Genomic DNA, 26,533 nt, shown 5'->3' on the forward strand with positions numbered 1-26,533 from the left:
GGCGCCGCGCCCCCGCGGTGCGCCGTGCGTGGTCCCCCCACCGCACCACCAGAGAAGAGAAACGCCGCATGAGCGCGCAGCGCACGATCCGGCCGGGCCCACCCAGCTCCGGCCCGCGCCGCAAGAGCCCCGAACAGCTGGTCGCCGAGTCCGGTGCCGACCTGGAGGGGCACGGCCTCAAGCGCACCATGGGCCTGTTCCAGCTGGTCTGCTTCGGCATCGGGGCGGTCGTCGGCACCGGCATCTTCGTCGGGCTCTCGGACAGCGTCTCGGAGGCCGGCCCCGCGGTTGTGATCTCGTTCGTGCTGGCGGCGATCACCTGCATCTTCACGGCGTTCTCCTTCGCCGAGCTGGGCGGTGCGATCCCCGTCTCCGGCAGCTCCTACTCCTTCGCCTACGCCACCTTCGGCGAGCGCACCGCGTTCCTCGTCGGCGGCTGCCTGCTGCTGGAGTACGGCGTCTCGGTCTCCGCGGTCGCGGTGGGCTGGAGCCAGTACGTCAACGAACTGCTGCACAGCCTCTTCGGGGTGCAGCTGCCCGAGGCGCTCTCCGGCGGCCCCGCCGACGGAGGTGTCGTCAACCTGCCGGCCGTCCTGGTGATCGCCATGGCCGCCGCGCTCCTCGTGCGCGGCGTCCGGGAGAGTGCGGGCGCGACCGCCGCGATGGTGGTCCTCAAGATCTCCATCCTGATCGCGTTCTGCGCCATCGCCTTCACCGCGTACCAGCACGACAACCTGTCGCCGTTCGCGGGCAGCGGCATCTCCGGGATCACGTCCGGGGCCTCGCTGGCCTTCTTCTCGTACATCGGCTTCGACGCGATCACCACCGCCGGTGAAGAGGTCAAGAACCCCCGGCGGAACATCCCCGTCGCGATCATGATCTGCCTCGGCCTGGTCACACTGCTCTACTGTGCCGTCGCCGTCGCCGCCATCGGGGCGCTCGGCCCGGAGAAGGTCGCCGACACACCCGCCGCGCTCTCGGCCGTGGTCAACCAGGTCACCGACTCCACCGTGGGCGGCGGCATCGTCGCGTTCGGCGCGGTCGTCGCCATCGCCTCGGTGGTGCTGGCCGTGATGTACGGCCAGACCCGCATCCTCATGTCGATGGCCCGGGACGGACTGGTGCCGAGGATCTTCGAACGGGTCTCGCCGAAGACCCACACCCCGGTCGCGAACACCTGGATCGTCGCCGCCGTCTTCGCGGTCCCGGCCGCCTTCTCCTCGCTCGACGCGGTGGTGAACCTGACCACCATCGGCACCCTGGGAGCGATGGCCGTCGTCAACCTCGCCGTCATCCAGCTGCGCCGCCGCAACCCCGGACTGAAGCGCTCCTTCCGGGTGCCGCTCTACCCGGTCAGCCCGGTCCTGGGCGTCGCGTTCTGCCTGTACCTGATGTACGGGACGGGCTGGGAGGCCTGGGCCGAGTTCGCGGGCTTCCTGGTCGCGGGCTCCCTGCTGTACTCCTTCTACAGCCGGAGCCGCTCGCGCCTGGTCAGCTCAGCGGAGCCGGACCCGGCTGGGCAGGCACCACCGGCAGCGTGAACCAGACCGCCTTGCCGTGCTCCGTGGTGCGGTGACCGCAGGCGGAGCTGAGGGTACGGATGAGCAGCAGACCGCGCCCGTGCTCCTGCCAGGGATCCGGCATGGTGTCCGGGCCCGCGGCGGCCAGCCCGCCCGGCGGTTCGGGGTCGCGGTCGTGGACCTCCACCTGGCAGCCGGTCGGCAGCAGCTCCACCACGAGCTCGATGGGCTCGTCGCTGTCGGTGTGCTCGACGGCGTTGGTGACCAGCTCGGCGGTGAGCAGCTCGGCGGTGTCACTGTCCGGGGGTGCGTCGATGTCGTTGAGCGCGCTGCGGACAAGGGCGCGGGCGATCGGCACGGCCGCGGTCGTGTGCGGCAGCTCGATGCGCCAGGAGGCGGGTGCGGGATCGACGGGCGGCAAGACGTCTTCCGTTCGGGTCGCGGGATTCCTTGCGCGGAAGCCTTCCGGTGACAGCGGGGCCGTCGCGCGGTGCGCGCGGCCGTCCATGTGCGGATGGCTTCCGTGTTCCAACCTACGGATCGGGACGTCCATGTACAGGGGCCACCCGACCGGTATGAAAAGGACTTTCGGGCCACACTCTCACGAACCGCCCGACCCGTGGCTGTGAGGACAGTCACTCTACGCGGCACCGGGTGGTGCCCGTACACCCTGTGTGGTCGCACGTGCGCGGCCCACGCCCCGGACGCGGGACGGGGCCCGGCCGTCCGTGCGGACGGCCGGGCCCCGTCGGGGTGCCGGGTGTTGCGGGGTGGATCAGTAGGGCTTGACCAGCACGTGGGCGGCGCCCGGGATGCCGATCTTCAGCAGCTCGTCCTCCTCGGGCGTCGTCGGGTTGCCGGTCTCCTGCTTGAGAACCGCCCGCGACAGGCTCTGCACGAACATCGCGCGGGGCCGGCGCCGGGCCTCCCACGCGGCGAGCGCCGCCGGGACGTCGGCCTCGGCGTCCAGCGACCGCGCCAGGACGAGGGCGTCCTCCACGGCCATCGCCGCGCCCTGCGCCAGCTGCGGCGCGCTGGCGTGCGCGGCGTCGCCGGCGAGGACGATCCGGCCGACGTGCCAGGGCTCCTCGACGGTCACCTGGGAGATCCGGGAGTACACCACGGCCGCCGGGTCGGTGACGTGCTTCACCGCCTCGGCCACTGGCCCGCCGAACGCGGTGAGCCGCTCCACGAGCTCCTCGTGCGCCCGCTCCGGGTCCGGCCGGAAGTCCGGCTCCTCGCCGAAGACCGCGCCCAGGTACATCAGCTCGTCGGTGATCGGGGTGAGCAGCGCCTTGGCGTCCTCGTTGCCCGCGCTCATCACGACGCCCTGGACCTCCGGCAGCCGCGGCACGGTGACGCGCCAGTTGGCGAAGCCCGTGTACTCGGGGGTGTACGCGTCGCCGTACAGCCGGGTCCGCAGCGGGGAGCCGATGCCGTCGAAGCCGACGACCAGGTCCCAGCGGGCGGACGAACCGTCCGACAGGGTCACGTCGACCCCGGCGCCGTCGTCGGACAGCTCGGTGATCGTCGTGCGGTAGGAGACGGACGCGCCCGCGGCCGCCGCGGCCTCGGCGAGGATCCGCGCCAGCTCGGGCCGGGGTATGCCGTTGTTCGACGGGGCGTCGTCCATGCGCGGCTGCGGGATCTTCGCCAGCGGGGCGCCGGCCGGGTCGCAGATGGTGAGGATCTCCCACTCGAAGCCCGCTTCGAGGCAGGCTTCCAGGGTCCCGATCTCCCGCATGACGTGCAGGGCGTTGGACGGCTGGATGATGCCGACGCCGAGAGCCTCGACGCCGTCGCGCACTTCGGCGACCTGAACGGTGTGACCGCTCCGGGCGAGCGCGGTGGCCAGGGTGAGGCCGCCGATCCCGCCACCGTGGATCAGCACGCGCAGGGGTGTTGCCATGTCTGTTCTCTTTCCGAGGAGGTCGAGGGGTGTGGAACGGGGGGAGGGCGCGGCCGGCACGCGGTCAGCCGACCGCCGCCGGCAGGGCCATCAGATGGTCGACCAGGGCCAGCAGCACGTCGCGGCCGAAGGACCGCTCGCGCACGTCCCCGACGAGGAGGGGGACGTGCGGGTCCAGGTCGAGCGCCGCGCGGATCTCCCCGGGGCTGCGGGTGTTGTGCCCGTGGAAGCAGTTGATCGCCACCACGAACGGGATGTCCCGGCTCTCGAAGAAGTCGATCGAGGCGAAGCTGGTGTCCAGCCGGCGGGTGTCGGCGATGACGACACCGCCCAGGGCCCCGTTGACCAGGTCGTTCCACATGAACCAGAAGCGTTCCTGGCCCGGCGTCCCGAACAGGTAGACCACCAGCTCGGGGCTGACCGTGATGCGGCCGAAGTCCAGCGCGACCGTCGTGGTGCTCTTCTGGCCGACACCGGCCAGGTCGTCCACGCCGATGCTGGCCTTGGTCAGGAACTCCTCGGTGCGCAGCGGGGCGACCTCGCTGACCGCGCCCACCAGGGTGGTCTTTCCGACGCCGAAGCCACCGGCGATGAGTATCTTGACGGCGCTGGGCGCCGTTTGAGGCGTTGTCATCTTGCTCAGAGTCTCCGGAGTCCGTCACGTACGGCGGCCAGCAGGCCCATGTCGGCCCCGCCGGAGGCCCGTGCCACCGAGAGCGGGGCGCGGGCCAGCAGCAGGCCCTGGGAGACCAGATCCGCCAGCAGGATCTTGGTCACCGAGATCGGCAGGTCGAGATCGGCGGACACCTCGGCGACCGCGGCGGGGTGCACGCAGCGGTCGAGGATCATGCGGTGTTCCGGCTGGAGCCGGACCGGCCGCAACGGTGCACCGTGCTCGTCCCGCGGCTCGCGCGCGGTCGTCAGCACGGTGATGAGGGTGAAGTCGTCCCGCTCGGGAGCGGTCCGGCCCCGGGTGATCGTGTACGGGCGCACCATGGTGCCCGCACCGTCGTCCTCATACGCGTCGGTCTCGTCGTCGTCCCAGTAGGGCGTCACACCCGCTGCCCGTCCCCGGTGCCGAAGGCGTCGAACTCGCCGCGCACGGGTGCGGTGAGCTTCTGGCCGACCTGCTGGACCAGGTTGTGCATGGCCAGCGACATCACCTCGGCGTCCACCTCCTGCGAGGCGACGACGGCGAGGTGGGTGCCCTGGCCGGCGGTGATGATGAAGAGCCAGAGGTCGGCCAGCTCCACGATGACCTGGTGCACCGTGCCGCCCCGGAACAGCTGGCCAACGCCACGGGCGAGGCTCTGCTGCCCGGTGCAGATCGCGGCGAGCCGCTCGGCGTCGGACCGGTCGATGGTCCGGGAGTGGCTCACGACCAGTCCGTCGTCGGACAGCAGCACGGCGTTGACGGTCTCGGCCACCGAGTCCACCAAGCCGTCGAGCAACCAGTCGAGATCCTGGAGCGTGGCCGTTGTGCGTGTCATGACCGTTCTTCTCTCGGGTTGAGGGGCGAAGGGGGAGGGGGAGTCTGCGCGGACGTCCCGTCGGCCGAGCGCGCCTCGCGCGACCGCCGCTGGAACGCTCCGATCGCCGCACCGGCACGCCGGGGAGCCGGCCTGAGCAGGGGGTTCTCGTCCCAGCTCGGGGTCCTGGGCGCGGCGGCCTGACGGCCGGCCGCGGGGTCTACCCGCAACTCGTCGACCAGGCTGGCCTGACGGACCCGACGGGGGAGCGGGGGCTCCGAACCGGGTGCCGGGGCGTCCCCGCCGGGCGGGAGCGCCGGATGGCCCAGGACCTCGGGCTGCCGGTCGCCGCCGTGCGCGTGGTTCCCGTAGGGCGAGGTGTCCGCGTCCGTGTCCGGGTAACCGCCCGGGTACGACGGCTGCTCCTGGTACGGCTCCTGGTACTGCTCCTGGTAGGCGGGCCCGGGCTCGGGGAACTGCCCGGCCCCCGCGTCCTGGTCCCCGAAGCCGTGCCCCGGCACCGGGTACTGTCCGGCCGCCGTCATGTAGGGCTGCTCCTGGGCGGGGTACCCCTGGTCGCCGGGCGCGTAGGGGGCCGAGGGCCCGTAGGCCTGGTCGCCCGGACCGTAGGGCGGCCGGCCTCCGGAACCGTAGGAGCCCTCGGGGGTGCCGTACGACTCCTGCGCGGGGGCGTAGGAGCTGTCGGCGTAGGACTCCTGTCCGTACGGATCCCCGGGGGCCGAGTACGGGGGTTCCGGGACGGTGTACGTACCCGACTGGACCGGCCGGTCCGTGTCCGGGGCGGCGGGGGGCCGGGCCTCGGACACGACGGGGGGCGCGGACCGCTGGGAGCGGGCGGCGGCGTGGTCGACCAGGGCGGTGACCCCGGCCATGGCCCGGCCCTGGACGCGGGACGGCAGCGCTCCGGTGGAGGCGGGGGCCTCCTCGCGTACGGGCTCCGGCGCGGGGGCCGGGGCCGCGGACACGGCGGCGACCGGGCGCCCGGTCGGATGGGCGACGGTGAGCTCGTCGGGGACGAGGACGACGACCCGGGTGCCGCCGAACGCCGACGAACGGAACTCCACCCGCAGGTCGTGCTGGTGGGCGAGGCGGGAGATCACGTGGAGGCCGAGCCGGATGTCCTCGGAGTGGGCGAGCACGTCCATCCGGGGCGGCCGGCTCATCAGCTCGTTGGCTTCCGCCAGTTGGTGCTCCTCCATGCCGAGTCCGCGGTCCTCGACCTCGATGGCCAGGCCTCGGCTCACCTTGGCGGCGCGCACCTCCACCGGGCTCGGCGGCCGGGAGAACGCCAGCGCGTTCTCGATCAGTTCGGCCAGTACGTGCGAGACCGGACCGACGGCGCGCTCGGAGAGCCAGGGCGTTCCGTCGAGGTCGAGCACCACCCGCTGGTAGTCCTGCACCTCGCCCTGGGCGGAGCGCATGACGTCCAGCAGCGGAACGGGCTTGCGCCAGCGCCGGTGCGGGGCGCCGCCCGCCAGGATGACCAGGTTCTCCTCGTACCGGCGCAGACGCGCGGTGAGGTGGTCGAGGTCGAAGAGGCCGTCGAGCACCTCGGGGTCCTCGTGCTTGCGCTCCAGCTCGTCCAGCTTCTTGAGCTGCTGGCCGATGAGCTGCTGGGTGCGGCGGGCGATGCGCTGGAGGAGGCGCTCGAACCCGCGGTGCTGGTCGGCCTGTTTGACGGCGGCGGCGAGCGCGCTGGTGCGGGCGAGGTTGAGCGCGTCGCCGAGCTGGGTGATCTCGTCGCCGGCCTTGCCCTTGCGGTCCGACTCGATGGCGCGGGCCTCGGCCTCGACATCGATCTTCTCGCCCTTGCCGAGCCGTTCGACGACGTCCGGCAGGGTGCGTTCCAGCTCTTCCGCGCGGTCCTGGAGACCCTTGATGCGGCGGCGCAGGTTACGCGTGAGCCGCCAGGTGGTCAGGACGACCGCGATCACGGCCAGCAGGCCGACCACCGTGGTGACCACCATCTTGACCAGCAGCGACACGATGGTGTTCTTGCCGATCGAGACCACCAGCGAGGTGCGGTGTTCGAGCAGGCTCACCAGTTGGGGGGTGACCTCGTCCATCGTCGAACGCCAGGACTTCTCCGAGGCGGCGATCCGGACGAACCCCTTGGAGTCGGCGTCGCGGGGCGCGAGGATCTGCGACTCCAGCTTCGTCTTCGTCTTCCAGGCCTCGCCACCGGCGATCTTGTTCCACATCGCCCGCTCGTCGGCGGGGAGGTTGGGGAGCACCTTGGTGGAGTACTGGAAGGACTGGCCGGTGATCTCCTTGCGCAGCTCCGTGAGGTCGGCGGTGCTGAGCTTGCCGTCGGACCAGCCGCGGGCCAGCAGTGCGTCCGAGCGGGAGACCATCTCCTTGACCCAGAAGAGGTCGACCAGCGGCGCGGACGCCGTGGTCACCTCGCCGTCGTCCACCTGGCTGAGGGCAGCGAAGAGCTGGAGGTCGACCGCGATGAGGTCGGTGTAGTAGCCGTAGACGACCGCCTGCTGCTCGTCGTCGCCCTGGTCCACCAACGTCCGTTGCGCGGGGAGCTGGTTGATGGACTCTCGGGCCTTGCCGACGGCCTCGCGCACCTTGGCGGGGGCGCTGTCGGCGGAGATGTCCGAGACGGACTGGAAGGTCTCGATCGCCTTGTCGGTGAGCTTGCGCTGCCGCTGGAGCGCCTCCTTCGAAGCATCGGGATCGGCCAGCGCCTCTGCGCTGAGCCGCCGTTCCTCCTGCAGGTTGTAGTACACGATGTTGGACGGCTGGCCGGCCTTCTGGGCCAACTGCCCCTGAGCTGCCTGCCGCTGGAAGTCGAGCAGGATCTGACCACTGGTGACCGCCCAGAGGGCCGCGAGGGCGATGCCGGGGACGATGGCCAGGATGAGCAGGGCTGTCCGCAGCGACATGGGGGTCGAGTCGGTGCGCCGAGACGCGCGCGTGCGCAGGGCATTCTCCTTGACGTGGGTGACGGTCTCACGACCAGTCAATTCCGTTGAGAACTTCGACACATAGATACTAGGCACAGTGAAAAAATGAAGAGAAAGTGGGCTCACATGAACAACACCGGTCCCACATATCCCTCACACGCGTAGGGCTCGCGCGGAGGGGCGCCCGGGGACCGCCCGGGTGGACATGGGCTGCCGCCGCACCTCGTGCGGCGTGCCGGTCGGGTGAACGCCGCCGGGGGATATATCCATACTCAGTGCCTCATTCTCCGGACACCCCGCTGTGATCGCGCTCGTCCTCTGCCACTTCGCCCTGGCGGCCTGCGCCGGTCCCCTGGTGCACCGGCTGGGCAGCCGTGCGTTCGTCGTGCTCGCGCTCCCCCCGGCCGCCACCACGGTCTGGGCCTTCACGTTGTGGACGAGCGCCGCCGACGGACGGGCCGACACCTGGTCCTGGGAGTGGATCCCCGCCTACGACGTCTCCGTCGACCTGCGGCTCGACGCCCTCGCCGAGCTGATGGTGCTGCTCGCCGCCGGGGTCGGCACCCTCGTGCTCCTCTACTGCGCCTCGTACTTCGCCGACGACACCCCCCAACTGGCCCGGTTCGCGGGGAACCTGCTGGCCTTCGCCGGCGCCATGCTCGCGCTCGTCCTCGCCGACGACCTGATCACGCTCTACGTGTTCTGGGAGCTGACCACCGTCTTCTCCTACCTGCTGATCGGGCACACCAGCGAGAAGAAGCAGAACCGCAGATCGGCGCTCCAGGCCCTCACCGTCACCACCTTCGGCGGCCTCGCCATGCTGGTCGGGTTCCTGATCATCGGCAGGGCGGCGGGCACCTACCGGATCTCCGGCATCGTCGCCGACCCGCCCACCGCCACCGTCGCCGTCCAGGTCGCCGTCGCGCTGGTCCTGGCGGGCGCGCTGTCCAAGTCCGCGATCTGGCCGTTCTCCCTCTGGCTGCCCAACGCCATGGCCGCCCCCTCCCCGGTCAGCGCCTACCTGCACGCCGCCGCGATGGTGAAGGCCGGCGTCTACCTCGTGGCCCGGCTCGCCCCCGCCTTCGCCGACGTACCGCTGTGGCGCCCGGTCGTCCTCGTGCTCGGCGCCGCCACCATGCTGCTCGGCGGCTGGCGCGCGCTGCGCCTGCACGACCTCAAACTCGTCCTCGCCTACGGCACGGTGAGCCAACTCGGCTTCCTCACCCTGCTGGCCGGGGACGGCAGCCGGGACGCCGCGCTCGCCGCCGCCGCGATGATCCTGGCGCACGCCGTGTTCAAGGCCCCGCTCTTCCTCGTCATCGGGATCGTCGACCACGCGACCGGCACCCGCGACCTGCGCCGGCTCTCCGGCGTCGGCCGCTCCCTGCCACTCGTCTGCGCGGTCGGCGTGCTCTCCGCCGCGTCCATGGCCGCGCTGCCCCCGATGCTCGGATTCGCCGCCAAGGAGGCCGCGTTCGAGGCACTCCTGCACGGGGACACCGCCGACCTCTGGACCCTGGCCGCCACCGTGGCGGGCTCCGCGCTCACCACCGCGTACGCACTCCGGTTCGTCTGGGGCGCCTTCCTCCGCAAGCCGGGCACCGCCGACACCCCCGTCCACCGGGTCTCCGCCGCCTTCCTCGCCCCGCCCGCCGTGCTCGCCGTCACCGGGCTGGTGCTCGGGCCCGGGATCGGCTGGACGGACCACCTGTTCGCCTCGTACGCCGACGAGTTGCCCGCCACCGCGTACCCCTACCACCTCGCGCTCTGGCACGGCTTCACCACCGCACTGCTGCTCTCCGCCGTCGCCTGGGCGGGCGGCGCCCTGCTCTTCGCCGCCCGCGCCCCCGTCCGTACGCTCTCCCGGCGCATCGCCTGGCCCACCGCCGACAGCGTCTTCGGCCACCTCCTGCTCGGCCTGGAACGCCTCGCCCTCCAGATCACCGGCCTGGTGCAACGCGGTTCGCTCTCCGTCTACCTCGCCACCACCCTGCTCGTCCTGATCGCCGGACAGCTCGCGGTCCTCGTCACCGACCGCCCCTGGGACGGCGCCTCCGCCCCCCGGCTCTGGGACTCCCCGCTCCAGGGCGCCCTGGCGGTCCTCACCAGCGCCGCGGCCCTGCTCTGCCTCACCGTGAGCCGCCGCATGAAGGCCGTGGTGCTCGCCGGACTCACCGGCTACGGCACCGCGCTGCTCTTCGTCGTCCAGGGCGCCCCGGACCTGGCTCTGACCCAGTTCTGCGTCGAGACCGTCTCGATGATCGTGTTCGTGCTGGTGCTGCGGCGGATGCCGGTGCACTTCCAGGAGACCGTCAGCTCCTGGCGGCGGGCCGTACGCATCCCCGTCGCCCTCGCGGCGGCGGCCACGTTCGGGGTCGCCGTCTGGGTCTCCGCCGCCGCACGCACCGCCGAACCGGCCGGCGCGGCCATGGTGGCGGAGGCCGCGAGCCACGGCCTCAAGGACGTCGTCGCCACCATCCTGGTCGACCTGCGTGCCTGGGACACCATGGGTGAGTCGGCGGTGCTCGCCGCCGCCGCGGTCGGCGTCACCAGCCTGATCTACCTGCACCGCAGGAGCGAGCAGCCACCCGCCTCCGGCGAGGAGCCCCCAGGCCGTACCCCCTCCGCCGCCCCGCCACCCGCCGGCGTCCCCTCGCTCACCGCCACCCCGGCACCCGGCACCGCCTGGTCGCTCTCCCGCGACGGCGAGGGACTCGCGGGGCTCCCGCAGGGCGACGAGGGCGCCCCCGAGCGCGACTGGCTCGCCGCCACCTCCACCCTCGCCCCCGAACACCGCTCACTGGTCTTCGAAGTGGTGGCCCGGCTGCTGTTCCACCCCGTCCTGGTCCTCTCCGTCTACCTCCTCTTCTGCGCGGAGAACATGCCGGGCGGCGGGTTCGTCGCCGGACTGGTCGGCTCCGTCGCCCTCATCACCCGCTACCTCGCGGGCGGCCGGTTCGAGCTCGCGGAGGCGGCGCCGCTGCCCCCCGGACTCGTCACGGGCATGGGCCTGTTCCTCTCCACCGGTGTCGCCCTGCTCGGGCTCTTCGACGGCACGGTGCTGCACGCCTGGACCTACCACGGCCACCTGCCGGTCCTCGGGGACTACCACCTCGGCACCTCGGTGCTCTTCGACTGCGGGGTCTACCTGCTGGTCCTCGGCGTCGTCCTCGACATCGTCCGCGCCCTCGGCGCGAAGATCGACCGGCAGATCGAACGGGCCGCCGCGCTGCGGCACCAGGGCCCGGCCGAGGCGGGGGGCGGCGCCCGGTGACCGTCAGCGCCTCCCTGCTCGCCACCGCCGTCGTGCTCTGCGCGGTCGGCGGCATCCTCATGCTCACCCGGCCGCTGACCCGCATCCTGCTGGGCGCGGTGGTTATTGGCAACGGCATCAACCTCCTCGTGCTCTCCGGCACCGGCTCGGCCGGCGCGGCGCCCCTGCTCTACGGCGTACCGCTGCGCGAGGTCACCGACCCGCTGCCGCAGGCCATCGCCCTCACCGCGATCGTCATCACCCTCGCCACCACCGCGTTCCTGCTCGCCATGGCCTACCGCAGCCACCAGCTGACCGGCACCGACGAGGTCCACGACGACCTGGAGGACCGGCGCATCGCGCTCCGCGCCGAAGTACGCGGCGAACGCGCCCAGCTCATCGAGGAGTACCGGACCGGGGACACCCCCACCAGCGAGGAGCGCACCCGCTACCTGGAGGAACGCCGCCGCCTGCGCCACCGGCTGCGCGCCGACCGTGCCCTCCAGGCCCGGGGCCGGGACGCGACCGGTGACCTCTGGCACGACGTGCTCGGCGCCGACCCGGAGGACTACGCGGAAGCAGCCGGTGCCGGCCCTTCTCCGGACGAGCCCCCCCACCGCCCCCGCCCGGGAGACGACCACCCAGGAGACGCCGGATGAACGCCCTCGTCCCGCTGCCGGTGCTGCTGCCGCTCTGCGCCACCGGACTCAGCCTCGCCTTCGGCACCCGGCTCAAGCGCTTCCAGCGCTTCATCAGCGTCGCCGTGCTCACGCTCGTCCTCGGGCTCTCCGCCGGACTCATGGCCGCCACCCAGTCGGAAGGGCCGCTCTCCGTCCACCTCGGGGACTTCGCCCCGCCGCTCGGCATCACCCTGGTCGCCGACCGGCTCTCCGCCCTGATGCTGACCGTCTCCTCGGCCGTCACCCTCTGCGTGCTCGTCTACTCCCTCGGGCAGGGCATGGCCGACCGGGACGAGGAGACCCCCGTCGCCGTCTTCCACCCCGCCTACCTCATCCTGGTCGCCGGGGTCTCCTGCACCTTCCTCGCCGGAGACCTCGTCAACCTCTACGTCGGCTTCGAGATCATGCTCGTCGCGAGCTTCGTGCTGCTCACCCTCGGCGGCACCGGGCCCCGGGTGCGCGCCGGATCCACCTACGTGATCATCTCGCTCTTCTCCTCGATGCTCTTCCTCACCGCCATCGCCATGACCTACGCGGCGACCGGCACCGCCAACTTCGCCCAGCTCGCCCAACGGCTCCCCGAACTCCCGCTCGGCGTACAGACGCTGATCCAGGCGATGCTGCTGACGGTCTTCGCCATCAAGGCCGCCGTCTTCCCGCTCGGCGCCTGGCTCCCCGACTCGTACCCCACCGCGCCCGCGCCCGTCACCGCCGTCTTCGCCGGGCTGCTCACCAAGGTCGGCGTCTACAGCATGCTGCGCACCGAGACGCTGCTCTTCCCCGGCAACCGGGTCGGCGACCTGCTGATGGCCCTCGCCCTCGCCTCGATGATCGTCGGCATCCTCGGCGCCGTCGCCCAGACCGACCTCAAGCGGCTGTTCTCCTTCACCCTGATCAGCCACATCGGCTACATGATCTTCGGTATCGGCCTCGCCACCCGCCAGTCCTACGGCGGCGCGATCGTCTACGTCACCCACCACATCACCGTGCAGACCACGCTCTTCCTCGTCGCCGGGCTGATGGAACGCCGGGGCGGCACCACCGAACTCACCCGGACCGGCGGCCTCGCCCGGGCCGCCCCGCTGCTCGCCGTGCTCTACCTCGTCCCCGCCCTCAACATGGCGGGCATCCCGCCGTTCTCCGGATTCATCGGCAAGCTCGGCCTGATGCGGGCCGGTGTGGCCGACGGCAGCGTCTGGGCCTGGCTCCTGGTGGCCGGCTCCACGGCGACCAGCCTGCTCACGCTGTACGTGATGGCCAAGGTCTGGAACCTGGCGTTCTGGCGCGACGCCCCGCCCGGACAGGCGCTCGACGGCACCGTCCTGGAGGCCGACTCCGACGAGGACGACGACGACACGGACGTGGGGCCGGACCGCATGCCCGGCACGGGCGACGAGCCGGTGAGCCAACGGCCCGGACCGGCCGGACGCGCGTTCGCCGCCACCCTGCACGGGCGCGCCATCACCACCACGACCCGGCTGCCCCGCACCATGGTCGCGGCCACCGCCGCCGGAGTCGCGATCAGCCTCTCCTTCACCGTCTTCGCCGGACCGCTGACCACCTACACCGACCGGGCCGCCGCCGAACTCCTGCGGCGCACCCCCTACATCGAGGAGGTGCTCGGCCGGTGAGCCGCCGACTCCCGCACGTGCCCGGGACGCCACCGCTCAGCCTCACCCTGGGCAGGAGCGGGCGCCGCGTGCTCGACCTGCCGCTCATCGGCTGGCTCACCCTGATCTGGGTGATGCTCTGGTCCACCCTGACCTGGGCCAACGTCCTCATCGGGGTGATCGTCGCGGTGGCCGTCTGCCTGGCCTTCCCGCTGCCCCGGGTCGACCTCGGGCTGCGACTGCACCCCTGGGGCATCCTGGTGCTCGCCGGCTACCTGCTCTACGACATGGTCACCTCCGGGGTGAGGGTGGCCGGGCAGATCCTCGCCGGCAGGCCGCACCGGGCCGCCGTCATCGCGGTACCGCTGCGCTGCCGGAGCGACCTGATGCTCGCCGCCACCGCCGTCGCCGTCTCCAACGTGCCGGGCGGTGCCATCGTCGAGGTGCGCCGCTCCACCGCCACCGTCTTCCTGCACGTGCTCGACGCCGACCGGCCCGCCGAACTCGACGCCGCCCGCCGCTCGGTGTGGCGGATGGAGGCCCTGGCCGTACGGGCCTTCGGGACCCGGGACGAGATCGCCCGGGTCGCGGAGCCGCCGCCTTCCCACCCGACGACCGGGAGCGCCCCCGCATGACCACGACCGAGAACACCGACCGCTGGCTGCTGTACGTGGCGGTGGCGATGATCGTCGTCGCCGGGCTGCTGCTGCTCGCGCGCATCTGGCGCGGCCCCTCGATGCTCGACCGAGCGCTCTCGCTCGACGTGTGCGCGGCCCTGATCATCGCCGGGCTCGGCGCCCGCGCGGCCCTGGTCCGCGACACCTTCTACTTCCCGATCATGCTGGTGCTGGCGTTCCTCGGCTTCACCGGGTCCGTCGGCATCGCCCGCTTCATCGCGGTACGCGACCGCCCGCGTCCGCGCCGACCGCCGGGCCGCCCCACCGGCACGAAGGAGATGGGACCGTGACCACCTGGCTCACCGTCGTCGACACCGCCGGCGCCGTCGCCATCCTGCTCGGCGCGGCGACCTGCCTGCTCGGCACCTTCGGCATGCTCCGGCTGCCCGACGTCCTCTCCCGCAGCCACGCGGCGACCAAGCCGCAGACCCTCGGCATCCTGCTGGTGCTCATCGGGGTGGCGATGCGCCTGCGCAGCGGGATGGACCTCGCGACCCTCGCCCTGATCCTCTTCTTCCAGATGATGACCGGCCCGGTGGCCGCGCACCTGGTGGCCCGGTCCGCGTACCGGACCGGCCAGATCGACCACGACGACCTGCTCTTCGACGACCTGGACACGCAACTCACCGAGGAGCGCTGACCCTTGACCTGCCCGGCGGCGGAGTGCCCGTGCCGTGGCCTCGCGGACGTCCATGCCCTTCGGCGCGGTATGCCCGGAAACAGAAGCGTGTCATGATGCGGGTCGACTGCCGGACGCTGGGGGGCGTATGGGAAGCACGGGTACGGTGCTGCGCGAGTTGCGCGGGGCACAGAAGACGGCCAAGGGCGTCTCGCTCTATTCGAGGTACGTGAACAGGCCCGCCGGCCGGGTGCTCGCGGCGGCGGCCTTCCGGGTGGGGCTCACGCCCAACCAAGTCACGCTGGTGAGCGCCGCGTTCACCTTCGCCGCCCTCGCGGCCCTCGCGCTCGCCGGGCCCTCGTGGGCGCTCGGGGTGCTCGTCTGGGCCGGACTGGTGGTGGGTTTCGCCTTCGACTCCGCCGACGGCCAGCTCGCCCGGCTCACCGGACGCGGCGGCCCGGACGGGGAGTGGCTCGACCACGTGGTGGACTGCGCCAAGATGATCCTGGTCCACACGGCCGTACTGATCTCCCTCTACCGCTCCGACGCCTACAGCGTCGGCGAACAGCGCGGCGAGGCATGGCTGTTGCTGCCGCTGGGATTCCTCTTCACCGCCGTCCTGACCTTCTGCGCCGGACTCCTGCGCGAGCAGCTGGGCAAGGCGGCGCAGCGCGCGGGCGCCGGGGCCGCCGCCCCCGCCGGACCGGTCTCCCCGGTCCGCGCCGTGGCGCTGCTCCCCGCCGACTACGGGGTCTTCTGCCTGGTCTTCCTGCTGCTCGGCGAGCCCGCGGCCTTCCTGGCGGGGTACGCGGTGCTCGCCGTCGTGCACGCACTCTTCCTGGTGGCCTTCCTGGCCAAGTGGTTCAGGGAGCTGAGAGCGCTCCGGGCCGCGTGACGAGCACGTCCAGCGCCTTGCGCAACTGGGTGCTGGACGTGTGCACGGTGTACGGGAAGTAGACGACCTCCACGCCGACTTCGGCGAAGTCGCGTTCGAGCTTCTTCCCCTTCTCCGTACCCCGCCAGTCGTCGCCCTTGAAGATCACGTCGAAGCGGACCTGCTGCCAGGTGTCGATCTTCTCCGGCACGGTCTCCACGAACGCGGCGTCCACGTGGCGGATGCTGCGGACGATCTCCAGCCGCTCCGGCAGCGGGATCACCGGCCGGTGGCCCTTGGCCAGCTCGGCCATCTCGTCGGAGACGACCCCGGCGACCAGGTAGTCGCACTGACTGCGGGCATGACGAAGGATGTTGAGGTGACCCACGTGGAACAGGTCGTACACGCCCGGCGCGTACCCCACCCTGTGCTGCACCATCCGTTCTCTCCCCCCAGGTGAACGTCATGTGCTGATGTTTCCAACGACCTTACTGTGAAGAACACTTGTGCAACCCGTGAACGGATAAGCTCGACGCGGGGCTGTTCCCTCGGGGAACAGGGGGCCGTTCCGGGGGGAAGGCGATCGTCCGATGTCCGCTGCCGCACCACACATGCCGCTGCACGACCGCAGAATCCTGGTGGTCTCGACCAACTACGCGCCCGAGCTGACCGGCATAGGCCCGTACGCCACCCAGCTCGCCGAACACTGGGCGGCCACGGCAGCGCGCGCCGACGTGCTCACCGGGATGCCGCACTACCCGTCCTGGCGGACCGACGCGGAGTACCGGGGCGTGTGGCGCACCACGGAGAGACGCGAAGGGGTCCACGTCCACCGCCGGCGCCACTACGTACCGCCCCGGCAGACCGCGCTGCGCCGGGGCCTCTTCGAGCTGACCGTCCTCGGCCACGGACTGCTCGCCCCGCCGCCCGGCCGCCCGGACGCCGTCGTCGCCCAGATGCCGAGCCTCGCGGGCGGCGTCGTCGGCGCCCGGATCGCCCGCCGCCACGGTGTCCCGTACATCCCCGTGGTCCAGGACCTGATGGGCGCCGCCGCCGCCCAGAGCGGCATCCGGGGCGGCGGCAGGGCGGCGTCCGCCGCCGCGGCGGCCGAGCGGTACGCGCTGCGCGACGCGACGCTGGTCGGCGTCATCCACGAGAGCTTCGTGCCCGGCGTGACCGCGCTCGGCGTGGACCCCGCCCGCATCCGTACCGTCCCCAACTGGACCCACGTGACCGGCCCCACGGCCGACCGGGCGGCCACCCGCGCCCGCCTCGGCTGGCACCCCGACACCCCCGTGCTGCTCCACTCGGGAAACATGGGGCTCAAACAGGGGCTCGACGTGCTCGTCGACCTCGCCCGTCTGGCGCCCGACGTCCGGGTGGTCCTGATGGGCGACGGCAACCAGCGCGAGGCACTGCGCGCACGGGCGGCCGGGCTGGCCAACCTCGACTTCCTGCCGCCCGCCGCGGCCGAGGACTTCACCGACGTCCTCGCCGCCGCCGACGTCCTCGCCGTCACCCAGCGCGCCTCCGTCCTCGACATGTCCGTCCCCTCCAAACTCACCTCGTACTTCGTCTCCGGGCGGCCCGTCGTCGCCTCCGTGGCCGGCGGGGGCGGCACCGCCGAAGAGGTCCGCCGCTCCGGTGCCGGCGTGCTGGTGAGCCCCGAGGACCCGGCCGCCCTGCTCGCCGCCGTACGCGAGCTGGCCGCCGACCCCGCGGAGGCCGGCCGGCTCGGCGCACGCGGAGCCACGTACGTCGCACAGCACCTGAGCCGCGAGGCGGGGCTCGCCCGTTTCGACGCCCTGCTCGCCGAGGCACTCGGGAACGCACAAGGGAGCACACGCCGATGACCCATCCGATCCGACCCCTGGACGACCAGGACGAGCCGGCGCTCCTGCGCGACCAGTTCCGCCAACTGCTGCGCTACCGCAGTTTGCTGGCCACCGGGGTGCTCCTCGGGCTCCTCGGGGGCGGCTACCTCGCCGTCGCGGGCGACGAGACCTGGTCGGCCACCGGCGAGGTACTGGTCCGCTCCGCGACCGCCGACCCCTTCGCCACCGGAGCCTCCGCCGACAAGGGCATCAACATCGGCTCCGAGCGCCAGACCGCCGTCAGCGACACCGTCGGCACCCTCGCCTCCCGCACCCTGGCCGCCAAGGGCGACAAGGTCTCCTCCCGCGACCTGCTCGCCGGGCTCCAGGTCACCAACCCGCCGAACACCCTCACCCTCCGGTTCGCCTACACCGGCGCCACCCCGCAGCAGGCGCGCGACCGCGCCGAGGCCCTCGCCACCGCCTACCTCGCCAACCGGAAGCAGCTCACCGAGGACAGCATCGAGAACATGGCGAACGGCTACCGCGCCCAGCTCAAACCGCTGGAGGAGAAGCGCGACCAGCTGGAGGAGCAGATCGGCGCCTCCACCGCCGACGACGTCACCAGCGCCCGCGCGAGCCTCATCGTCTCCATCTCCGGACTCAGCCAGAAGATATCCGAGTTGAAGGCGCTGGACGCCACCCCCGGCTACCTCAACAAGAAGCCGGTGACGCCCACCGCACCCACCGGCGCGAGCCTGCCGCTCCTCCTCGGCCTCGGCGGAGTCGTCGGCCTCGCCCTCGGACTGCTGCTCTCCTGGGTCCGCCTGGTCTTCGACCCGACCGTACGCTCCACCCACGAGCTGGTCCGCTCGCTCGGCGCCCCCCTGCTCGGCACCCTCCCGAGGGAGCGCGCAGCCGCCGCGGCCCTGCTCGCCATCGGGCGCGGCGGCAGCAGACTCGCCGAGGAATACCGCGCGGTGGCCTTCCGGCTCGCCTACGACCCCGCCTTCGCCGACAACCGCCGGCTGCTGGTCACCGCCCCGCGCGGGGACAACTCGGCCGCCACCGCCGCGGCGGCCAACGTCGCCGCCGCCTTCGCCGAGATGGGCCGCGACGTCCTCCTCGTCGAGGCGGACCTGCGGACCCCCTCCCTCGCCCGCGACCTGGGCCCGGCGGTCAGCGAACCCCGGCCCCGGTGGGCCTCGGACGACAAGCGCGGCTGGCCCGCCGGCAGCCGTACCAACGTCGACGTGCCCGGCTCCGGTGCCTTCGCCCTGGTGGCGGGTGCCCAGGTGGACAACGTCCCCCGCGCCCTCACCTCGGCCCCGGTCGGACGGATCGTCGCCGAGGCGGACGCGCCCGGAGCCGTCGTCATCGTGCTCGCCCCGCCCATCCTCTCGTACGCCGACGCCGTCGCCCTCGTGGACCGGGTGGGCGGCGTCATGATCGTCTGCGACCCGCGCGAAGTGCACCGCAGCGACCTGGAGCGCATCCGCGAGGTCGTCGGCGCGGCCGGCGGCCACCTGCTCGGGGTGCTCCTGCACCCCGGACGCACCCGGCGGGCCCGCAAGGAGCACAGGAAGCACCAGAAGTCCGCCGGACGGCGCGGCGGCGGTGGCGGACAGGGGCCCGAACCCGAGCAGGCCGAACGGCCGGAGATCACCGGCGACCCGGCGGAGACGATGGGGCTGCGCACCTTCACCGTGCCGCCCGCCCGCCGGTGAGGGCCCGCGGCGCGGTCGTCAGCTCCGTCGCGGACCAGGGGGTCGCCGCCCTCACCAACATCCTGGTGCTCATCGCGGCGGCCCGGCTCTCCACCGTGGCCGGCTTCGCCCGGTTCTCCGCGGTCTACCTCGTCTTCACCGTGCTGCTCGGCGTCTTCGGCGCCTATACCGGCCAGCCGCTCGTCCTCACCCGGGGCGGCGAGGCGGTCCGGAACGCCTGCCGCTCCGCGGTCGCCTTCGCCCTGCTCGCGGCGTCCGTGCTCGGCGCCCTCCTCGCGGGCGGGGCCCTCCTCGTCCCGGGGGACACCGCCCGCGCCCTGGTGGCGCTCGGACTCGTCCTGCCGGTCGTCCTCGGCCAGGACGCGATGCGGTACGCCTTCTCCACCCTCAGGCTGCCGCACCTCGCCCTCGTCGCCGACCTGCTCCGCCTCGGCTGCGTCCTGGGGGCGCTCGGGACGCAGAGCCACGGAGCCGGGGCGGCGCGGCTGGTCGCCGTCTGGGGGCTCTCCGCCCTTCCCGCGCTGCTGCTCTCCGCCGTGCTGCTGCGCGGCCGCACCGCCGGGGCCCGCACCGAACTCCGTCCCTACTTGCGCCGCGGTCACCTGGGGCAGCGGTTCGTCGTGGAGTTCGGGGTCGGCAACGCCACCAGCCAGCTCTCCGTGCTCGGCCTCGGCACGGTCGGCAGCCCGCTCGTGGTGGGCGCCCTGCGCGGCGCGACCACCCTCTTCGGACCGCTCAACGTCCTGTTCACCTCCGCCACCAGCTTCGGACCTCCGCTGCTGGCCCGGGTCGGCGACGAGCGGCGCCGGATACGGGCCACCGCCGCGCTCGCCGGGGTGCTCGCCACGACCGCCGCGCTCTGGGCCACCGCCCTCGCGCTGCTGCCCGACAAGGCCGGCGCCCAACTCCTCGGCGAGACCTGGTCGTCCGCCGCCGCGCTGCTGCCCGCGACCGGCAGCCAGTACGCGGCGATGGCCTTCGGCACCTGCGGACTCCTCGCCCTGCGGATGCTCGACCCGCGCACCACGCTCTCCATCCAGGTGGTGTTCTCGCTCGCCGCCGTCGTCTTCCTGATCGCCGGTTACGCGGCTGCCGGGGTCACCGGCGCCGCCTGGGGGCTCTGCCTGGGCTCCGTCTGCAAGGCCGTCGCCACCTGGGCCCGGGTCGCCAGGCTGCGGCGCGCGGACGGGGCCGGTACGGGGGCCGTCAGCGCGGCCGCTGTTCGCTCCGCTCCGTGAACGTGGTGACGAACGCCAGGCAGAGCGCCGCGATGGCGAGCTTCCCCACCGACTGGAGGAGCGGGCCGCGCAGCAGGATGAAGGTGTAACCCGCCACCAGCGGCGCCGCGATCGCCAGCACGCTCCCCGGCCCGGGCCCGGCCCGGGTGACCGCGAGCGCGTACCGCCGGTCGGTGCGCGCGGCGACGTACCCGATCAGCGCGAGCCCCCCGGCCATCCCGGCCGGACCGAAGTCCACCCAGAACTCGGTCCACAGCGGGGCCGAGAGGTTGGTCATGTTCATCCCCATCCACTGCCCCACCCGGACCCCGGTGTCCTCCGGCTTCCCGCTCCACACCGCGCGCGGTACGAAGAAGAGCGCGGAGCCCGCCAGCTGGCGGCCGTACGTGTGGCCCCGGGTGCCCACCCAGGCGATGGTGTTGGCGAACATGACCGTCTGGTCGTAGTCCTTCGTCGCCAACGGCTCGAAGGCCGAGGCCGACTGCACCGGCCGGTACCCCGAGTCGTCGTACCGGAACCGGTCCGCGTACGGGAAGAGCACCAGCGCCCCCACGACGCCCAGCGCCAGCACCGTCCGGTACACCGCCGCGCTGCTCGGGAACGCCGTGAAGAGCAGCGAGACGAGCACCGTGAGGAACCAGTAACGCGCGTTGGATATCGGGTTGTTGACGATGAGGTTGAGCGCCAGCAGCGCGGTCCACGCCAGCACCGTCGACGGCGAGCGGCGGGCCCGGCGCGAGGTCACCAGACGACGCGTCCAGAAGAGCAGGGCCAGCAGCGCCGGTACCGTACCGAAGCCCTTCAGGAACGCCGAGCCGACGTTCGACTCGGTCGAGGCGACCCCGCTCTCCGCCACCGACGCGCTGATTTCCTGCCGGCTGCTGAAGAAGATCGCGGGCCCGCCCAGCTTCACCACGTAGTACCCGCTCGCCGCGAACGCCAGCAGCAACAGCAGCCGCAGCCTGGTACGGCTCGCGATCGCGGGCCGGCCGTGCCGTGACCGGGAGGAGGGGGAGCGGCGCCGGAGCGGGCGGCGCGAGGCCAGCAGCGCACCCAGGTCGAACGCCGAGCACCCCACCAGGACCATCGCGGTGGCCGTCACCAGATCCGCGCGGGGCCCCACCAGCGGAGTCGGCGTCTGCCCGATCACCGCCTGCGCCAGCGGCGCGACACCCATCGCGATGTACACGAACATCCAGAACACGCCCTGGAGCAGCCGCCGCCGGGTGGAGAGGATCATCGTCGCCAGCCGGGCGCCCGCGTAGCACGTCAGGACCAGTTGCAGCCAGAACACGGTGTCCCGGCTGCCCGTCCCCGGCTGCGCGGCGACCACCGCGGGCAGGAAGACGACCAGGCCCAGGATCAGCGGCACCGCCAGCGCGCGCGACAGCATCGCCCAGGCGAGCGGCCTCGTCACGGGCTCCAGGGTCCGCCGGACCGTGGCCGCGCGGGCCACGCGGGCCGCACCGGCCTTCGAGGCCGAAGCCGTGTCGTACACGGACGTCATGCGCCCCCCGTTCCGTGGACCTGCGAACACCTTAACGAATCAAGCCACTTGAGGGGGCACGATGACTACTCTGTGAACAGCCGGCCGAGGTTGAGGGGAACCCTGGTGAAAATCCTGCACGTCGTCACGCTGCACACTCCGGACCACGCGTTCGGCGGGCCCACCCGAGTGGCGCTCAACCTCTCCAAGGTCCAGCGGGCGGCCGGTGACGACGCGCGTGTCATGGCCCTGGGCGACGGCTTCGGGTCCGGCGAACTGCCCAGGGAAGTAGAAGGAGTTCCGGCCCTCCTTCACCGCGCCCGGCACGTACTGCCGATGTTCGAGGTCAGCGGGATCACGTCCCTCGCCCTGCTGCGCGCCGCCCGCCGCGCCATGCGCGACGCGGACCTCGTCCACGTACATCTCATGCGCGACCTGGTGACCCTGCCCGTCGCCCTCCTCGCGCTCGCGACCCGTACCCCGCTGGTCGTACAGACCCACGGCATGATCGACCCCACCGAGAAGCCGGTGGCGAAGCTGACCGACCTGCTCGGCGTACGGAAGGTGCTCCGCGAGGCGGACGCCGTGCTGCACCTCACCGAGACGGAACGCCTCGACGTCAACGCGGTGGCCGCGCCGGTCGCCCTCACCCGCACGGTCCGGCTGGTGAACGGGGTACGCCCCCAGGAGCGCAAACCGGCCCGCGAACCCGGCCGGCCGCCCACGATCCTCTTCCTCGCCCGCGTCCAGGAGCGCAAGCGCCCCGAGGACTTCGTCGCCGCGATGCCCGCCGTGCTCGCCCGACACCCGGACGCGCGCTTCGTGTTGGCGGGCCCGGACACCGGGGCCCTGGCGGGCACCCTGGCACTGGCGGAGAAGCTCGGCGTCACCGGCTCCCTCGACCACGTGGGCCCGCTCGGCCACGAGGAGGTCCTGGCGGCGGGGCGCGAGGCCGACGTCTACGTGCTCCCGTCGATCGAGGAGCCCCTCGGGGTCTCGGTCCTGGAGGCGATGTCGGTCGGCACCCCGGTCGTCATCACCCGCACCTGCGGCCTCGGCCCGGACGTGGCCAAGGCCGGGGCGGGCCGGGTGATCGACAGCCGGGTCGGCGAGGACGCGGCCAACGCCGCCAAGGTCGCCGAGGCCGTGCTGGAGCTGCTGGAGCCGGAGGCCGCCGCCGAGGCCGGCAAGGCCGCCTGGGACCTGGTCAACGCCGACTTCACCATCGACGTGGTCACCGCCACGCTGCGCCGGACCTACGAGGACGTGGTCGGGCACAGGCGACGGCGGGGGTGATCCCTCAGCCGGTCCGGAGGTCGTGCACCTCGACGGTGGGCCGGGGCCAGGGGCGCTCGAACGCTTCGGAGGAGAGGGAGGCGGTCGGCAACTCCGCGCAGGGGCTGAAGCGGACGGTGGTGCCCGTGGAGCCGGTCGTGCCATGGCCGGTGACCGGTGACCGGTGACCGGTGACCGGTGATCGGTGACCGGTGACCGGTGATCGGTGACCGGTGATCGGTGACCGGTGACCGGTGATCGGTGACCGGTGACCGGTGACCGGTGACCGGTGTCAGGTCCGTCACCGGGACACCGCCTTCGTAGCGTTGCGTCCAGGCGCCGCCCGCCCGCCGGTTGGTGTGGACGAGCCACTCGCTGAGCGGGCCGCCACGACCGACATTCATGAAGGGATTCTCCCGTCCGGGCGGACCCGGGTGCCACCGGCCGGGCGAAGACGGATGAGGGGCCCCGAAGCCGGGCCCCTCATCCGTCCTCCTGCCGATCAGCCCTGGTACGCGTCCAGTTCGGCGAGGAAGCTCTCCCGGACCGAGGGCGCCGCCCACGAGACCTCGATGGCGTTCCGCTGGAGGAGGACCAGCTCCTCGTCCGAGAGGGCGGCGGGGCCGCGCAGCGCCGCGAGGTTCTCGGAGACGTAACCCGGGAAGTACGCCGGGTCGTCGGAGTTGACCGTGACCTTGACGCCCTGGTCGAGGAGCGCGCGGATCTCGGCGGCCTTCAGGCCGTCCGTGACATGGGAGTTGGAGATCGGGCACACGGTGAGGCCGATGCCGCGCTCGACGATGCGGGCCACCAGCGCCGGGTCCTCCAGAGCGTTGACGCCGTGGTCGATGCGGTCGACCCCGATCTCGTCCAGCACCTGGCGGATGTGCTCCGTGGAGTTCTGCTGGTCGACGTCGCAGTGCATCGTCAGCCGGAAGCCCTCGGCGCGCGCCCGGGCGAAGACCTCACGGAACTTCACCGGCGGGTTGCCGGCCTCGTCGGAGTCCAGGCCGACGCCGATGATCCACTCCTTGTACGGCAGGGCCTGGACGAGCGTGGCCATGGCGAACTCGGCCTGGAAGTCCCGCAGGAAGCACATCACCAGACGGCCCCGGAAGCCCGTCGCCCGCTCGGCGTCGTCCAGTGCGCGGGTCAGGCCCCGGATGACGGTGTCGAAGGCGACACCGCGCGCGGTGTGGGCCTGCGGGTCGAAGAAGATCTCCGCGTAACGGACGTTCTGTGCGTGCGCCTTGGCCGCGTAGGCGGCGGCGAGGTCGTAGAAGTCCGCCTCGGTGCGGAGCACGGACATGCCCTCGTAGTAGACGGCGAGGAAGCCGGGCAGGTCGTCGAAGTCGTACGCCTCGCGCAGCGCGGCCTCGTCGGCGTACGGCAGCTCGACGCCGTTGCGGCGGGCGAGCGCGAACTTCAGTCCGGGCTCCAGCGTGCCCTCGATGTGCAGGTGCAGTTCGCACTTGGGCAGACCCGCGACGAAGGGGTCCACGGTGACGGTCTCGGTCATGGCGATCTCCTCGGGGGGACGGGTCACTTGGCGGTGGCCGGGCGCAGGACGTCGACGACGTCCTGGGTGTGGTAGCTGACGACACCGAGGTCGGTGACGGCGTACTCGGGAATGGCGGTGATCTCCAGGAAGATCAAGTAGCCGAACGCGGAAGGAAGTTCGCAGCCGAGCGCGCGGGAAGCCGCTTCCAGGCGGTCCTCCGCGTCGGCCATCTCCTCCGGGGTGAGGTCGGCGACGATTCCGGCCACCGGCAGCGGCAGGAACTCCTTGATCACACCGCCGTCCACGACGACCTGGCCGCCGCCGTGCTCGGAGAGGTGGTTCACCGCCAGGGCCATGTCGGCCCGGTCCGCGCCGACGCAGACGATGTTGTTGTCGTCGGGGGCGGCCGACGAGGCGATGGCGCCCGACCGCAGCCCGAAGCCGTTGATCATCGCGGTGACGGTGGCGCCGCCGTTCTTGCCGTACCGCTCGGAGACCGTGACGTACAGCGCGTCCTGCGCGAGGTCCGCGCGGACCGTGCCGTCGACCACCGGCAGCGTCATCTCGACGCCCTTGCGGACGAACGGGACGGTGCGGTCCATCTCCACGACCAGCACCCGGGCCTCGTCGCCCTCGGCGGCGATGCCGACGCCCTCCGGCGCGAGCGGTGCCACCTGGAAGGCGGGGGAGAGCGCCGCGGTGCGTACGGGTGGCTGAGGGGCGCGCAGGGTGCGGCCGTTCTCCGCGACCAGCTCGCCGCGTGCGAACACCCGCTCCACCTGGAAGGACTCGGGGGAGTCGACGATCAGGACGTCCGCGAAGCGGCCGGGCGTGATCGAGCCGACGAGGTGGTCGATGCGGTACATCTCGGCGCAGTTCAGCGTGGCCATCTGGATCGCCTCGACCGGGCGGACACCGGCCTTGATCGCCATCCGGACCAGCTTGTCGAGGTGGCCCTCGCGGATGATGTCGGCGACGTGCATGTCGTCGGTGCAGAACCCGACGTGCCGGGACTGGGCGCCGAACTCGGTGACGGTGCGCACGTTCTCGTTCATGAAGTGCGCGACCGAGGACTCGCGGATGAGCAGCGACATGCCGGCCCGCAGCTTCTGGAGGGCCTCCTCGGCGGTGTAGCTCTCGTGGTCGAGGCGGACGCCCGCCGCCGACAGCGCGTTGATGGTGGTCTGCGCGGCCATCGGGGCGCAGCCGAAGATCGGCAGCCGGTTGCGGTGGGCGAGTTCGAGGGCGCGCAGCACCTTCTCGTCCCGGTTGAGGACGAACTCCGCGACCGTCTCCCACACCCCGAAGCACTCGGCCCAGCCCTGGGTCTCCTCGTGCTCCTCGGGACCGAAGGAGAACCCGACCGTGGTCTCGGGCAGGGTGTACGGGGTCTTGAACGGAGCGCCCCAGAAGATCTTCATCGGGCTCGCGTCGGCCTCCCGCAGCGCCTCGCGCACCCCTTCGAGACCGGCGACGACGAGGAACTGGTCGAGACCGGAGATCACCGAGGTGGTGCCGAAGCGGACCGCGGCGTCGGCGAACATCGTCACCGAGAGCTTGGAGCACTCCAGGTGGAGGTGGCCGTCGATGAGCCCGGGGGTGAGGTACTTGCCGGTGGCGTCGACGATCTCGGTATCGGGCCCCTCGTACGCGCTGACGTCACCGGTGGCGGCCACGCGCTCGCCGGTGATCGCGACGTCGGCCGGGTAGATCTCGCCGGTGTGGACGTTGACGAGCTGCCCGCCCTTGATGATCCGGTCGGCCTTGACGACCCCTTCGGAGGCGTCGATGAGGCTGCGGAGGCTGGGGTGGTTCATGGGGTTCGCTCCAGGGCGCGTACGAGAGGTGGGGGAGGGGGCACGTGCGGGGTGCATGTGCGAGGGGTGCGGGCTTCGGGCGCCCGGGGTTCAGGCGCCCGAAGCCCGGGCGTCCGGGCTCCAGGCCC

22 protein-coding genes are annotated in these 26,533 nt (G+C 72.4%); 12 read left to right on the forward strand and 10 right to left on the reverse strand.

Translation table 11 applies throughout. The annotated features are described in order from the left end of the window. Positions 1 to 68 precede the first annotated feature (68 nt). Positions 69 to 1,541 (forward strand): APC family permease, encoded by a 1,473-nt coding sequence (locus ACWCSV_RS09230; RefSeq protein WP_451140091.1) that lies wholly within the window; start codon positions 69 to 71, stop codon positions 1,539 to 1,541. On the opposite strand, the gene ACWCSV_RS09235 is transcribed toward ACWCSV_RS09230, so the two are convergent. The 6 genes from ACWCSV_RS09235 to ACWCSV_RS09260 all read right to left on the reverse strand — a co-directional run bounded on the left by ACWCSV_RS09235 (position 1,492) and on the right by ACWCSV_RS09260 (position 7,813). Further along, positions 1,492 to 1,941 carry an ATP-binding protein gene (locus ACWCSV_RS09235; protein ID WP_451140093.1) on the reverse strand — a complete coding sequence of 150 codons (450 nt, stop codon included), beginning with the start codon at positions 1,939 to 1,941 and terminating at the stop codon, positions 1,492 to 1,494. The genes ACWCSV_RS09230 and ACWCSV_RS09235 overlap by 50 nt on opposite strands. Positions 1,942 to 2,295: 354 nt before the next feature. Further along, complete coding sequence (locus ACWCSV_RS09240) at positions 2,296 to 3,429, reverse strand: FAD-dependent monooxygenase (RefSeq protein WP_451140095.1); 1,134 nt, start codon at positions 3,427 to 3,429, stop codon at positions 2,296 to 2,298. Positions 3,430 to 3,493: 64 nt separating this feature from the next. After that, on the reverse strand, positions 3,494 to 4,063 hold the full coding sequence (locus tag ACWCSV_RS09245) for a GTP-binding protein (RefSeq protein WP_390957929.1): 570 nt from the start codon (positions 4,061 to 4,063) through the stop codon (positions 3,494 to 3,496). Positions 4,064 to 4,068: 5 nt separating this feature from the next. Further along, on the reverse strand, positions 4,069 to 4,485 hold the full coding sequence (locus tag ACWCSV_RS09250; protein WP_451140097.1) for a DUF742 domain-containing protein: 417 nt from the start codon (positions 4,483 to 4,485) through the stop codon (positions 4,069 to 4,071). Beyond that, entirely contained in the window at positions 4,482 to 4,919 is a 438-nt protein-coding gene (locus ACWCSV_RS09255) for a roadblock/LC7 domain-containing protein (RefSeq protein WP_266710071.1), read from the reverse strand. Before ACWCSV_RS09255 ends, ACWCSV_RS09250 begins: the two co-directional genes overlap by 4 nt. Then, positions 4,916 to 7,813: a nitrate- and nitrite sensing domain-containing protein gene (locus ACWCSV_RS09260; protein ID WP_451140099.1), complete on the reverse strand. Its 2,898-nt coding sequence runs from the start codon at positions 7,811 to 7,813 to the stop codon at positions 4,916 to 4,918. Before ACWCSV_RS09260 ends, ACWCSV_RS09255 begins: the two co-directional genes overlap by 4 nt. A gap of 322 nt (positions 7,814 to 8,135) precedes the next feature. Here ACWCSV_RS09260 and ACWCSV_RS09265 point away from each other — a divergent pair, with 322 nt between their 5' ends. The 7 genes from ACWCSV_RS09265 (at position 8,136) to ACWCSV_RS09295 (ending at position 15,568) form a co-directional block, all read left to right on the forward strand. Further along, positions 8,136 to 11,108 (forward strand): Na+/H+ antiporter subunit A, encoded by a 2,973-nt coding sequence (locus tag ACWCSV_RS09265; protein ID WP_451140101.1) that lies wholly within the window; start codon positions 8,136 to 8,138, stop codon positions 11,106 to 11,108. Next, the gene (locus ACWCSV_RS09270) at positions 11,105 to 11,746 is read left to right on the forward strand and encodes a Na(+)/H(+) antiporter subunit C (protein ID WP_451140103.1); all 642 of its coding nucleotides are present in this window, start codon (positions 11,105 to 11,107) and stop codon (positions 11,744 to 11,746) included. Before ACWCSV_RS09265 ends, ACWCSV_RS09270 begins: the two co-directional genes overlap by 4 nt. Continuing rightward, complete coding sequence (locus ACWCSV_RS09275; protein WP_451140105.1) at positions 11,743 to 13,398, forward strand: Na+/H+ antiporter subunit D; 1,656 nt, start codon at positions 11,743 to 11,745, stop codon at positions 13,396 to 13,398. Before ACWCSV_RS09270 ends, ACWCSV_RS09275 begins: the two co-directional genes overlap by 4 nt. Then, a complete protein-coding gene (locus ACWCSV_RS09280) occupies positions 13,395 to 14,012 on the forward strand; it encodes a Na+/H+ antiporter subunit E (protein ID WP_451140107.1) in 618 nt (205 codons plus the stop codon). The genes ACWCSV_RS09275 and ACWCSV_RS09280 overlap by 4 nt, the downstream gene beginning before the upstream one ends. Next, positions 14,009 to 14,344 carry a monovalent cation/H+ antiporter complex subunit F gene (locus ACWCSV_RS09285; RefSeq protein WP_451140109.1) on the forward strand — a complete coding sequence of 112 codons (336 nt, stop codon included), beginning with the start codon at positions 14,009 to 14,011 and terminating at the stop codon, positions 14,342 to 14,344. The genes ACWCSV_RS09280 and ACWCSV_RS09285 overlap by 4 nt, the downstream gene beginning before the upstream one ends. Beyond that, positions 14,341 to 14,694 (forward strand): monovalent cation/H(+) antiporter subunit G, encoded by a 354-nt coding sequence (mnhG, locus tag ACWCSV_RS09290; RefSeq protein WP_450773118.1) that lies wholly within the window; start codon positions 14,341 to 14,343, stop codon positions 14,692 to 14,694. Before ACWCSV_RS09285 ends, mnhG begins: the two co-directional genes overlap by 4 nt. A 127-nt stretch (positions 14,695 to 14,821) precedes the next feature. Continuing rightward, positions 14,822 to 15,568, forward strand: coding sequence for a CDP-alcohol phosphatidyltransferase family protein (locus ACWCSV_RS09295; protein ID WP_451140111.1), 747 nt, complete (start codon positions 14,822 to 14,824; stop codon positions 15,566 to 15,568). Here the strand turns inward: ACWCSV_RS09295 and ACWCSV_RS09300 are convergent. Continuing rightward, complete coding sequence (locus ACWCSV_RS09300) at positions 15,537 to 15,986, reverse strand: adenylyltransferase/cytidyltransferase family protein (protein ID WP_327178558.1); 450 nt, start codon at positions 15,984 to 15,986, stop codon at positions 15,537 to 15,539. The genes ACWCSV_RS09295 and ACWCSV_RS09300 overlap by 32 nt on opposite strands. 151 nt (positions 15,987 to 16,137) lie before the next feature. Between ACWCSV_RS09300 and ACWCSV_RS09305 the strand changes: the two genes are divergently transcribed. From ACWCSV_RS09305 to ACWCSV_RS09315, 3 genes are read left to right on the forward strand one after another with little or no spacing between them, the layout of a single operon-like run. Continuing rightward, positions 16,138 to 17,400, forward strand: a complete 1,263-nt coding sequence (locus ACWCSV_RS09305) for a glycosyltransferase (RefSeq protein WP_451140113.1) — start codon at positions 16,138 to 16,140, stop codon at positions 17,398 to 17,400. After that, a complete protein-coding gene (locus ACWCSV_RS09310; protein ID WP_451140115.1) occupies positions 17,397 to 19,088 on the forward strand; it encodes a lipopolysaccharide biosynthesis protein in 1,692 nt (563 codons plus the stop codon). The genes ACWCSV_RS09305 and ACWCSV_RS09310 overlap by 4 nt, the downstream gene beginning before the upstream one ends. Continuing rightward, the gene (locus ACWCSV_RS09315; protein ID WP_451140117.1) at positions 19,085 to 20,326 is read left to right on the forward strand and encodes a hypothetical protein; all 1,242 of its coding nucleotides are present in this window, start codon (positions 19,085 to 19,087) and stop codon (positions 20,324 to 20,326) included. The genes ACWCSV_RS09310 and ACWCSV_RS09315 overlap by 4 nt, the downstream gene beginning before the upstream one ends. Here ACWCSV_RS09315 and ACWCSV_RS09320 read toward each other — a convergent pair. Continuing rightward, a complete protein-coding gene (locus ACWCSV_RS09320) occupies positions 20,295 to 21,833 on the reverse strand; it encodes a hypothetical protein (protein ID WP_451140119.1) in 1,539 nt (512 codons plus the stop codon). The two genes, ACWCSV_RS09315 and ACWCSV_RS09320, sit on opposite strands and share 32 nt — an antisense overlap. A gap of 105 nt (positions 21,834 to 21,938) precedes the next feature. Between ACWCSV_RS09320 and ACWCSV_RS09325 the strand changes: the two genes are divergently transcribed. Continuing rightward, positions 21,939 to 23,108 carry a glycosyltransferase gene (locus ACWCSV_RS09325; protein ID WP_451140121.1) on the forward strand — a complete coding sequence of 390 codons (1,170 nt, stop codon included), beginning with the start codon at positions 21,939 to 21,941 and terminating at the stop codon, positions 23,106 to 23,108. Between the two features lie 481 nt (positions 23,109 to 23,589). On the opposite strand, the gene ACWCSV_RS09330 is transcribed toward ACWCSV_RS09325, so the two are convergent. Both ACWCSV_RS09330 and ACWCSV_RS09335 read right to left on the reverse strand, forming a co-directional pair. Beyond that, positions 23,590 to 24,606 carry an adenosine deaminase gene (locus ACWCSV_RS09330; protein ID WP_451140123.1) on the reverse strand — a complete coding sequence of 339 codons (1,017 nt, stop codon included), beginning with the start codon at positions 24,604 to 24,606 and terminating at the stop codon, positions 23,590 to 23,592. Positions 24,607 to 24,629: 23 nt separating this feature from the next. Then, positions 24,630 to 26,405 (reverse strand): adenine deaminase C-terminal domain-containing protein, encoded by a 1,776-nt coding sequence (locus ACWCSV_RS09335; protein WP_451140125.1) that lies wholly within the window; start codon positions 26,403 to 26,405, stop codon positions 24,630 to 24,632. Between the last annotated feature and the right edge of the window lie 128 nt (positions 26,406 to 26,533).

Source organism: Streptomyces sp. NPDC001770, from assembly GCF_053596135.1.